The organism is Kitasatospora sp. NPDC057512 (assembly GCF_042802135.1).
Taxonomy (GTDB): domain Bacteria; phylum Actinomycetota; class Actinomycetes; order Streptomycetales; family Streptomycetaceae; genus Kitasatospora.
Map to the genome: position 1 here is coordinate 1 of NZ_JBHVET010000253.1, position 10,567 is coordinate 10,567.

At 74.4% G+C, this 10,567-nt stretch carries 7 protein-coding genes; 2 read left to right on the forward strand and 5 right to left on the reverse strand.

Annotated elements, in window-relative coordinates:
- Nucleotides 1-36 precede the first annotated feature (36 nt).
- From ACFU6K_RS18230 to ACFU6K_RS18245, 4 genes are all read right to left on the reverse strand, one after another.
- A complete protein-coding gene (locus tag ACFU6K_RS18230; protein ID WP_380664172.1) occupies nucleotides 37-1,632 on the reverse strand; it encodes a TolB family protein in 1,596 nt (531 codons plus the stop codon).
- Nucleotides 1,633-1,784: 152 nt separating this feature from the next.
- Nucleotides 1,785-3,164, reverse strand: a complete 1,380-nt coding sequence (locus ACFU6K_RS18235; RefSeq protein WP_380664174.1) for a hypothetical protein — start codon at nucleotides 3,162-3,164, stop codon at nucleotides 1,785-1,787.
- A 194-nt stretch (nucleotides 3,165-3,358) separates the two neighbouring features.
- Nucleotides 3,359-4,765 (reverse strand): TolB family protein, encoded by a 1,407-nt coding sequence (locus tag ACFU6K_RS18240; protein WP_380664176.1) that lies wholly within the window; start codon nucleotides 4,763-4,765, stop codon nucleotides 3,359-3,361.
- 152 nt (nucleotides 4,766-4,917) lie between these two features.
- A complete protein-coding gene (locus tag ACFU6K_RS18245) occupies nucleotides 4,918-6,363 on the reverse strand; it encodes a hypothetical protein (RefSeq protein WP_380664178.1) in 1,446 nt (481 codons plus the stop codon).
- Between the two features lie 309 nt (nucleotides 6,364-6,672).
- Between ACFU6K_RS18245 and ACFU6K_RS18250 the strand changes: the two genes are divergently transcribed.
- Nucleotides 6,673-7,584 carry a LysR family transcriptional regulator gene (locus ACFU6K_RS18250; protein WP_380664180.1) on the forward strand — a complete coding sequence of 304 codons (912 nt, stop codon included), beginning with the start codon at nucleotides 6,673-6,675 and terminating at the stop codon, nucleotides 7,582-7,584.
- Between the two features lie 10 nt (nucleotides 7,585-7,594).
- Here ACFU6K_RS18250 and ACFU6K_RS18255 read toward each other — a convergent pair whose 3' ends face one another.
- On the reverse strand, nucleotides 7,595-8,614 hold the full coding sequence (locus ACFU6K_RS18255; protein WP_380664182.1) for a hypothetical protein: 1,020 nt from the start codon (nucleotides 8,612-8,614) through the stop codon (nucleotides 7,595-7,597).
- A gap of 273 nt (nucleotides 8,615-8,887) precedes the next feature.
- Between ACFU6K_RS18255 and ACFU6K_RS18260 the strand changes: the two genes are divergently transcribed.
- Nucleotides 8,888-10,444: a DUF3604 domain-containing protein gene (locus tag ACFU6K_RS18260; protein ID WP_380664184.1), complete on the forward strand. Its 1,557-nt coding sequence runs from the start codon at nucleotides 8,888-8,890 to the stop codon at nucleotides 10,442-10,444.
- Nucleotides 10,445-10,567 lie beyond the last annotated feature (123 nt).

Sequence of the window (10,567 nt, forward strand, 5' to 3'; positions counted from 1 at the left end):
CGTCCCGCCCCCGTCGCGGTTCCCGGGCGGGGCCGGTCAGTCGTCCCAGCCCTCGTTCTCGCCCTGGCCGTCGTCGCCCAGGTTGGCGCCCTGGCCGTCGTCGTCCCGGGCGCCGTCGAGGCCCTGGTGGCGGCCCGCGGGCTTGGCGAACACCTGGGAGTTCTCCTCCGCCGCCGGGCCGTCGGCGCCGGGGACCAGGTTGCCGCTGGTCGAGTCGAACAGCACGGTCCGGCCGCCGGCCGAGACGAACGGGCTGTTCGACGAGCCGTTGCCGAGCGAGCCGTCGGGTGCGGTGGCGACCCGCTCGGTGCGGCCGGTGCGCAGGTCCTGGCGGTAGACGTCCCAGCCGGGGTGCTGCGGGCCCGGCACCAGGTTGTCGGCGGCGGACGAGAAGTAGACCCAGCGGTGGTCGGCGGTGATCGAGCCGTGGCCGGAGGAACCGACCGAACTGGTGCCGGGCAGGCCGCCGCTGACCCGCGTCACGGTGCCCGTCCGCAGGTCCCGGACGTGCAGCACGGTGTGGTAGCGGTGGCCGCCGGTCGAGCCGCCGGGCTCGGGCAGGGCGTAGACCGCGTACCGTCCGTCGGGGCTGATGGTGGCGTCGAAGGCCGCGTTGGTGAGCTTGCCCTCGGTGTCGTAGCTCGCGGGCGAGATCTTCCGGGAGGCCACGTCGTACGTGTAGTAGGTGGCGGTCGTCGGGCGGGCCAGCAGCGGCTGCGCACCGGCGGGCCGGTCGGCCTCGGCGCCCGGGGGCAGGTCCACGTCGGCGGCGCCGGGGGAGGCGGCGAGGGCGGGCGTCTCCTCGGACGGCAGCAGCGCGGAGCTGGAGCCGAAGCCGATGGTGCGGCCGTCCGTGCTGATCGTCGGACGGAAGGACGTGTTCTCGCCGGGCCGGCCGTTGTAGTCGCGGGTGACCAGCCGGGTGGTGTGGGTCCAGCGGTCGGTGAGGTAGACGTTGATCTTCCAGGTGTAGGGCCTGGCGAGCGAGGGAGCGGCGGTGGAACCGGGCTCCGGCTCCGGCTCCGCGACGGTCGGGTCCAGGTCCTTCCGGGAGGACACGTAGACGACGTACCGGCCGTTGCCGCTGACCTGCGCGTTGTAGGAGGCGTGGTACTGGTCGGCGTCGGTGTTGGTGGGGCTGTCGCTGACCAGCTCGGTGCGGCCGGTCCTGCGGTCCCTGATGTACACCTCGGTGCGGTTCTTGACCTGCGCGCCGGGCGCCACGTTCTCGGCCTCGCTCTCGAAGACGACGTAGCGGCCGTCGGCGCTGATGCCGGCCTGGTCGGTCGAGCCGCTCAGCGCCTCGCCGGTGTCGGACAGGTTGACCTGTTCGAGGCGGCCGGTGCGCAGGTCCTTCACGTAGGCGTTGCTCCAGCCCGCCGGGGGCTGGGGCAGCAGGTTCGCGGCCCGGGAGGTGAACAGGGCGTAGCGGCCGTTCGCACTGATGCCCTGGGCCGTCGACTGGTTGTCGGGTGCCGTGCCGTTCGGCCCGACGCTGACCTGGGTGGTGCCGCGCGGCAGCGGGGCGGCCTGGGCCGGGGCGGCGGTGACGGCGAGCACGGCGGCCGCGGCCAGGATGCCGCCGCCACCCGCCAGCCACCGGTTGCGGGTCGTCCGGGTGGTACGGGACATGAGGTCTTCCCCCCTCTGATCGCCCGGCCGGGCTCCCTCCCGGCGGCGGGCTTTCGCAGAGCCAACCGTCGGGAGGGCAGGGGGGTCAACGCCCTCGGGTGATCTCGGCTGAAAATACGTCAACAGACGTATACCGCAAGGGAATCAGGCCATCACGGGCGGCGCAGGAAGACGTCTGCGGCGGCGTTGGTGTCGCCGGGGACGAGGTTGCCGTCGCCGGCGGTGAAGAGCACCGTGTCGCCGGCGACGTCCACGAACGGGGCCGTGGAGCCGGTGGTGCTCTGCCCGCCGTCCCGGGTGAGGCTGACCCGTTCGATCGCCCCGGTCCTCAGGTCGCGGCGGAAGATGTCGCTGACGCCGTTGGTGTCGCCGGGGACGAGGTTGTCGGCGCTGGAGTCGAAGTAGACCCAGCGGCCGTCGAAGGTCATGGCGGGGTAGTGGGCGCCCTCGGTGGTCGTGGTGCCGGGCAGAAAGGCGTTGAGCCAGGTCAGATGGCCGGTGGCCAGCTCCCGGGCGTACAGGTCCATCCGGAAGCGGTTGGAGCCGGGCCGGCCGACGCGGACCGGCAGGCCGAAGAGGGCGTAGCGGCCGTCCGGGCTGAGCCGGGGGCCGAGGCTGGTGCCGCGCAGGGAGCCCCGGTCGTCCACGCTGGCGCCGGAGACCTTGCCGGTGTCGGCCTTCCAGACGAAGTACGGGTAGAAGCGGGGGCGGGCCAGCCCGGGAGTGCCGGCGTCGGTGCCGTCCTCCGGTTCGGTGGTGGTGGGCGGGTCCTGCGGCAGCAGGTTGCCGGCCCGGGAGCTGAAGCCGACGGTGGAGCCGTCCGCGCTGATCGTCACACCGTAGGAGGAGTTGTTGGCGGCCTCGCCGTCCGCGCCGGCGGTGACCACCCGGGTGGTGCCGGTCCAGCGGTCGGTGACGAGGACGTTGAAGTAGCGCGGGTTCGAGCCCGGGGCGAGGTCGGTGCGGTTGGAGACGTAGGCGACGTAGCGGCCGTCCCGGCTCAGCGAGGGTTCGGCGGAGAACGCGCCGCCGTCGGCGGACCCGCCCGGGGTGACCGGCTCGGTGCGCCCGGTCCAGCGGTCGCGGACGAAGACGTCGCCGGCGCGCGCCACCTGGCCCGGCACCACGTTGGTGGCGCTGGTGGTGAACGCCACGTACCGGCCGTCGGCGCTGATCGAGGCCTCGCGGGTGGGGGCGTTCAGCCGGGAGCCGTCGTCGGCGACGCTGACCTTCTCGACGTGTCCGTTGCGCAGGTCGCGGACGTAGACCTCGTCGGAGTTCGGGGTACCGGGTTCCGGCAGCAGGTTGGTCGCGGTGGAGGCGAAGAGTGCGGAGCGGCCGTCCTCGCTCAGCCCGAGCGCGACGGAGTCCCCGTTGAGCTGCTCGCCCTTGGCGGTCTCGCTGACGCGGGCGGTGTCGCCCTTGGGCGGCCTGGCCTCGGCGGCGGGCAGCGCCGCGCCGGCGGCCACGGCGGTGGCGGCCAGCACGGCGGCGGCGCGGGCGAGCCGGCGTCGGGCGGGTGCGTGCGTCATGGATCGTCCTCCCCTGGTGGCGGTCCCGGGCCCACGACCCCCGCGGCCCGGTTGGAGGAGAGCCAAGCGTCGTACGGATGATCGGTCAACGACCGGCGGCGATCTCGGTCGGAAATACGCCACCGGTCGTATGCCGTACGGGAGTCGGGCCGCCACGGGTGGCGGTCAGGCCGTCACGGGCGACGGTCGGGCCGTCACAGGCGGCGGAGGAAGACGTCCGGGGCGGCGTTGGTGTCCCCGGGGACCAGGTCGCCGTCGCCGGCGGTGAAGAGCACCGCGTTGCCGGTGGCGTCCACGTACGGACCGTAGGAGGACGAGGTGCTCGGCGCGCCGTCCCGGGTGAGGCTGACCCGTTCGATCCGGCCCGTCCACAGGTCGCGGCGGAAGACGGTGGTCTGGTACTTGACGTCGTCGGGGAGCAGGTTGCCGGCGGAGGAGTGGAAGTAGACCCAGCGGTCGTCGGACGTCATGACGGCGCCGGACGAGGAGCCGTTCGCCGTGGTGCCCGGCAGGCCGGCGCTGACCTCGGTGACCTTGCCGGTGGCCAGGTCGTGGACGTACACGTCCAGCCGGACGCCGCCGTGGCCGGGCAGGCCGGTGCCGTAGACCGCGACGCTGTAGACGGCGTAGCGGCCGTCGGGGCTGATCCGGCCGTCGCTGCTGCCGCTCAGCTGCCCCGTGCCGTCCACGCTGCCGGCGACGATCGTGCCGGTGTCGGCCTTCCAGACGTAGGAGGGGTGGTGCATGGGCCCGCTGGTCACTCCCGGCGACCCGGCGTCGGAGCCGGTCTCGTCGGCACCGGGGTCGGCGGGGGCGGCCGGAGCGTCCGGGAGCAGGTTGGCGGCCCGGGAGGTGAAGGCGACGGCGGAGCCGTCCGCGCTGATCATCGGATCGAGGGAGTAGTTGCTGGCGGGCTCGCCGTCCGCACCGACGGTGACCAGGCGGCTGGTGCGGGTCCAGCGGTCGGTGACGTAGATGTTGTTCTTGCCGCGCCGCACGGCGCCCGGGGCGAGGTCGGTGCGGTTGGAGACGTAGGCGACGTAGCGGCCGTCCCGGCTGATGCTGGGGCTGGTGGATCCGAAGCCGCTCTGGTCCTCGGCGCCCGGCAGGGCGGCGGTGGTGACCAGTTCGGTGTGCCCGGTCCAGCGGTCGCGGACGAAGACGTCGGAGGGGTGCTTCGGCTGCCCGGGCACCACGTTGGTGGCGCTGGTGCTGAAGGCCACGTACCGGCTGTCGGCGCTGATCGAGGCGTCGGTGGTGGGGGCGTTCAGCGGGGAGCCGTCGTCGGCGACGCTGACCTTCTCGACGTGCCCGTTGCGCAGGTTGCGGACGTAGACCTCGTCGGAGTTCGGGGTGCCGGGTTCCGGCAGCAGGTTGGTCGCGGCGGAGGCGAAGAGCGCGGAGCGGCCGTCCTCGCTCAGCCCGAGCGCGACGGAGTCCCCGTTGAGCTGCTCGCCCTTGGCGGTCTCGCTGATCCGGGCGGTGTCGCCCTTGGGCGGCCTGGCCTCGGCGGCGGGCAGCGCGGCGCCGGCGGCCAGGGCGGTGGCGGCCAGCACGGCGGCGGTCCGGGCCGGCCACCTGCGGGTGCGTGCGGTGGGCATGAGGTCTTCCTCCCCTGGGATCTCCCGGCCGGGCTCCCTCCCGGCGGCGGGCTTTCGCAGAGCCAACCGTCGGGAGGGCCGGTGGTCAACGGCCGGGGGTGATCCCGCCGGGAAATACGCCAACGGGCGTATCCGGCAAGGGAGTCAGGCCGTCACAGGCGGCGCCGGAAGACGTCCGTGAGGTCGCTGTCGACGACGGGCGCCAGGTTGCCGTCCTGGGCGCTGAACAGCAGCGTCGTGTCGTCGGCGTCGACCTGCGGGAAGGCGGCGGAGGTGGTGCTCTGGGAGCCGTCGTGGGCGAGGGAGACCCGCTCGGTGTGCCCGCTGCGCAGGTCGGTGCGGAAGATGTCGGCCTGCCCGTTGGTGTCGCCGGGTACCAGGTCGGCGACGTCGGAGACGAAGTACACCCAGCGGTCGTTCAGCGGCATCACCGGGTCGTAGGAGGAGTCGAGGGGGGTGGCGCCGGACAGCGGCTTGTTGACCTTGGTGGTCGTGCCGGTGGCCAGCTCGCGGACGTAGACGTCCTGGTGGCGGCCGTGCGAGCCGGGGCGGCCGCCCTCCTCGAAGACGGTGTAGACCGCGTAGCGGCCGGAGGGGCTGATCCGCCCGTCGTTGCCGCTGTTGACGAACTCGCCGGCCTCGTTGTAGCTGGTGCCGGTGATCTTCCCGGTGCGGGCGTCCCAGACGTAGTACGGGTAGGCGCGGATGGCGGCCAGTTCGGCGCGGGCGGCGGCGGTCCGCGGGGCCCGCGCGGCCTCGGCGAGGTCCGCGGCGTCGGCGGAGTCCGAGGCGGAAGCGGCGGCGAGCGCGGGCGGGGTCTGCTCGGCCGGGAGCAGGTTGCCGGCCCGCGAGGTGAAGCCGATGACGGTGCCGTCCGCGCTGATCGTCGGGCGGAAGGAGTTGTTGTCGGCCGGGGTGCCGTCCGCGCCGGTGCTGACCACCCGGGTGGTGTGGGTCCAGCGGTCGGTGAGGAAGACGTTGAACTTGCCGCGGTGCACGCCGGGGGCGAGGTCGGTGCGGTCGGAGGCGTAGACCACGTAGCGGCCGTCGGCGCTGATGGCGGCGTTGAAGGCGTTGCGGATGCTCTGGTCGTCGCCCGCGCCGGAGACGCCGTCGCCCGCGGAGACCAGCTCGGTGCGGCCGGTCCAGCGGTCCCGGACGAAGACGTCGGAGGGGTGCTTCGGCTGCCCGGGCACCACGTTGGTCGCGTAGCTGCTGAACACCACGTACCGGCCGTCGCCGCTGATCGCCGCGTCGTTGCTGCCGTTGTCCAGGGCGGAGCCGTCGTCGGCGACGCTGACCCGCTCGGTGTGGCCGTTGCGCAGGTCCCGCACGTAGACGTCGCCCACGACCCCGGCGCCGCCTGGCAGCAGGTTGGTCGCCGCCGAGGAGAACAGGGCGTAGCGGCCGTCGCCGCTCAGCCCGAGCGCGAGGGAGGTGCCGTTCAGCGGCTCGCCCTTGGCGGTCTCGCTGATCCGGGCGGTGTCGCCCTTGGGCGGGCGGGCCTCGGCGGCGGGCATCGCGGCGCCGGCCACGGCCACGGCCACCAGGACGGCGGCGGTACGGGCCAGTCGGCGGCGGGTGCGTGCGGTGGTCATGGATCATCCTCCCCTGATGACGGTGCCGGACCGTGGACACCCCCGTGGCCCGGTTGGGGAAGAGCCAAGCGCCGCGCGGGTGTCCGGTCAACGGACAGGAGCGATCTCGTCCGGAAATACCCGGCCGAAATCTCCCACGCCGGTACAACCGTCCCGCCGTACGGGGCGGACGGTCGACGTACGGGAGCCGTACGGGAGCCGTCCGGGAGCCCTACGGGGGCCGTCCGGTCCGGCCCGCACGGCTGGTGGCGGCTCCGGCGGAACTGTGCTCCGGTCGGGTGTGCCGTGCCGCGCTGGCAGAATTGGTCCGTGATCGACGCACGACGGCTGCGGACCCTGCGGGCCGTGGCGGACCACCGCACCGTGACCGCCGCGGCGGCCGCCCTCTACCTGACCCCCTCCGCGGTCTCCCAGCAGCTGGCCGCCCTGGAACAGGAGACCGGCCACCACCTGCTCGCCCGGGAGGGCCGGGGCGTGCGGCTGACCGCCGCCGGGGAGATCCTGCTCGGCCACGCCGACGTGGTGCTCGCCCAGCTGGAGCGCGCCGAGGCCGACCTCGCCGCGTACAGCGCGGGCGTCTCCGGGGAGGTGACGGTCGCCTCCTTCGCGACCGCCATCGCCTCCGTGCTCGCCCCGGCCGTCGGCCTGCTCGCCGGGCGCGCGCCCGGGGTGCGGCTCAAGGTGCTGGACGCCGAGGGCGACGCCAGCCTGCCGATGGTGCTGGACGGCCGGGCCGATCTCGCGGTGGCCGTCGAGTACCGGGGCGCCCCGCGCGCCGACGACGCCCGGCTGACCCGGGTGCCGCTGTACGCCGAGCCCTTCGAGGCCGTCCTGCCGCTCGGCCACCGGCTGGCCGCCGAGCCCGGCCCGCTGGCCGTCGCCTCCCTGGCCGACGAGCCGTGGATCGGGCCGTACCCGGGCAACCCCTGCCACGACGTGGTGCTGCTGGCCTGCGAGCACGCCGGGTTCCAGCCCCGGCTGCTGCACTCCTCGGACGACTTCCGGGCCGTGGTCGCGCTCGCCTCGGCGGGCCTCGGGGTGGCGCTGGTGCCGCGCTCGGCGCTGCGCGGCGTCGACCTCGGCGAGGTCGCGGTGCGCCCGGTGGACAGTGAGCTCGCCACCCGCCGGGTCTTCGCCGCCGTCCGGGCCGGCGCCGACGGGCACCCGCTGGTCCGGCCGGTGCTGGACTCCCTCGCCGAGGCGGCCGCCGCGGGCGCGTGAGCCGGGAGTCTCAGTCGCGGGCGGGCTGCACCGGGCCGCCGTCGGGGCGGACTCCGGCGAACTCGTCCAGGACGGCCACCCGCAGTTCGTGGGCGCCGTCCGCGCGGGTCTGCTCGTAGTAGAGGTACCAGCGGTCGCGGGCGGAGACGAGATCGGCGTACCGGACGTCCAGCCAGGGGCCGTCCGGGGTGAGGCGGTGCCAGGCGCGCAGGTCGGTGGAGGCGGCCAGGCCGCAGCGCTCCTCGTAGTTGCCGGCGGCGTCCGCCGAGCCGTCGTAGAGCGCGAGCCAGCCGCCCCGGCCGTCGGGGAGGACGGCGGTGATCCGGGACTCGTAGGCGTCCCAGGCGCCGGCCGGGCCGACGTCCAGGGCCTCGGCGGCGCGGCCGGGCGGGGCGGTGAAGCGCAGCCCGTCCGGTGAGACCGCGAGGGCGGTGGGCTGGACGGTGAGGCCGGTGGTGTGGATGTCGGCACTCGCATGGGCGCGGGCCCGTTCCTCGGGGGTGAACGGCCGGGCCCGGGAGACGGTGGCGAACAGGTGGACGCCGGCGTCGGTTTCGAGCAGGTACGGGTCCTTGACGCCCTCGGTGCCGGTGGTCGCGGCGGTCAGGACGGGGGTGCGGGCGCCGAGGTCGAAGGACTCGGGGGTGTCGGCGCTCAGGGCGTCGATGCGCCAGCGGTTGTCGGCCGGGTCGACGTGGCTGAGGTGGAGCAGGTAGCCGCCGTCGCGGCGCAGCAGGGCGAGGCGCTCCATCGAGGGGGAGCCCAGCTCGTCGCTCCGGACGGACCACAGGTCGTGGAAGGCGATGCCGTCGGTGCTCTCGGCGACGGCGCAGCGCCAGCCGCGGTCGGGCCCGCCCGCCGTGCCGCGCGGGCGGCGCTCGCGGTAGGTGAGCAGGAAGCGGTCGCGGTCCGGCTCGTACCGGACGCCCGGGCAGCCGGCCCAGTAGCCGGGTTCGGGGCGCTCGGGGGCGCGGACCAGGTGGGAGGCGCTCAGGTCGGGCGCGGCGGGCAGGGCGGCGGGGTGCGGCACGGGACCGTCCTTCGAAGGGGTCGGGAGGGGACGAGAAGAGTTTCTATCAGATCGATCAAAAGTCCCAGCGTCTCGCGGTGCGTGCGGCCCGTACGGCTGGCCTGCGACTTCCCACTCCCACCTGCCGGATCTCTGTGAAGACGATGTTTCGCCCGATGGCGATCGCACGACACCGAACGGTCAGGCCTTGACCGGCCCCCGGAGATCACGGCTAGCTTCTTCTCAGAGTCGATCAAACATCGCCGACCCCGACCCGAGGAAGCCCCCGCCCCGATGACCGCCCCCACCACCGACGCGCCCGGCTACGCCGGTCTGGGCCTGTACGTCGGCGACCTCCACAACCACTGCGGCATCAGCTACGGCCACGGGAGCATCGAGGACGCCTACGCCAACGCCCGGCTCCAGCTCGACTTCGCCAGCGTCACCGGCCACGGCTGGTGGCCCGACCTGCCCGAGCGCACCCCCGAACTGGCGAGCCTGGTCGACTACCACACCGAGGGCTTCGCCCGGCTGGCCCGGCTCTGGGACCACGTCCAGGACGTCACCGCCGCCGCCCACGAGGACGGCCGCTTCGTCACCTTCCAGTCCTTCGAGTGGCACAGCCTCGCCTACGGCGACCACTGCGTGTACTTCGACGGCCCGCGCGGCGAGATCATCCGGGCGGCCGACCTGGAGCAACTGCGCGCCCGGCTGCGGGAGCTCGCCGCGCAGGGCGTACGGACCTGGGCCCTGCCGCACCACATCGGCTACGGACCGGCCCGCCGCGGCATCGACTGGGCCTCCTACACCGAGGAGTTCGCCCCGGTGGTGGAGATGGTGTCGATGCACGGCTGCGCCGAGTCCGACGAGGCGCCGCGCAACTACCTGCACACCATGGGCCCGCGCGCCGCCGCCGGGACGGCCGTTCACGGCCTGCGCCTGGGCCACCGCTTCGGGCTGATCGGCTCCACCGACCACCACAGCGCCTTCCCCGGCAGCCACGGGCACGGCCGGGTCGCGGTCTGGGCCCCGGAGCTGACCCGCGACGGGATCTGGACCGCCGTCCAGCAGCGCCGAACCTACGCGATCACCGGCGACCGCATCCTGCTCGCCACCTCCGTCAACGGCGCGCCGATGGGCGCCGAGGCCCCCTCCGCCGACCGGCGCCGGATCCAGGTCACCGTCCGGGGCCGGGACGCGCTCGACCACGTCGAACTGCTGCGCAACGGCGTCCCCGTCCACCGGGTCAGCCGCCCCGAACTCCTCGCCCGCGCCGCCGCCGCGGACACCTTCACCGGCACCCTGGGCTTCGCCGTCGGTTGGGGCCGGCGCGGCGAACCGGTGCACTGGGACGTGGAGTTGCGGATCGAGGGCGGGCGGCTGCTGGACGTCCAGCCCCGGCTGCGCGGCCCGGAGACGGTCGCACCGGCCGAGGCCGAGCCGGACACCTACCGGCCGTCCCACTGGGAGCGCACCGGGCCGGGCGAGGTCCGGCTGCGGACCGTCACCGACGGCAACCCCAACACCGCCACCGACAGCACCCAGGGCTTCTCACTGCGGATCGAGGGCGACGAGCGGACCAGGCTGGTCGCCGTCGTGAACGGCGTCGAGGCCGCCCACGCCGTCGGCGAGCTGCTGGCCGGCGCGCGGACCGGCTTCACCGGCGGGTTCGTCTCCGGCGCCTACCGCTTCGACCGGGCCGTGCCCGACCGGGAGACCACCACCGAGTTCGAGCTGACCGACGAACGCCCCGGCGGCGACGGGGACTTCTACCACGTCAGGGTGCGGCAGGTGAACGACCAGTGGGCCTGGTCCAGCCCGACCTGGGTGGGACCGGCCGGCTGTCGATAGGGCCTGTCCTCGAACTCGCGTCTGCGGGGCGACGCCGGGGCACGCACCTCGCCGCGTTGTCGTCGGTCGCCAATGCTCCGCAGTGGCTCCCTCCTCCGCCTTGCGATGCACGCACCCCAACGC

What these genes read in the sequence shown, in the direction of transcription:
- ACFU6K_RS18230 (WP_380664172.1), bottom strand. Translation starts at nt 1,632, where the DNA reads ATGTCCCGTACCACCCGGACGACCCGCAACCGGTGGCTGGCGGGTGGC.
- ACFU6K_RS18235 (WP_380664174.1), bottom strand. Translation starts at nt 3,164, where the DNA reads ATGACGCACGCACCCGCCCGACGCCGGCTCGCCCGCGCCGCCGCCGTG.
- ACFU6K_RS18240 (WP_380664176.1), bottom strand. Translation starts at nt 4,765, where the DNA reads ATGCCCACCGCACGCACCCGCAGGTGGCCGGCCCGGACCGCCGCCGTG.
- ACFU6K_RS18245 (WP_380664178.1), bottom strand. Translation starts at nt 6,363, where the DNA reads ATGACCACCGCACGCACCCGCCGCCGACTGGCCCGTACCGCCGCCGTC.
- ACFU6K_RS18260 (WP_380664184.1), top strand. Translation starts at nt 8,888, where the DNA reads ATGACCGCCCCCACCACCGACGCGCCCGGCTACGCCGGTCTGGGCCTG.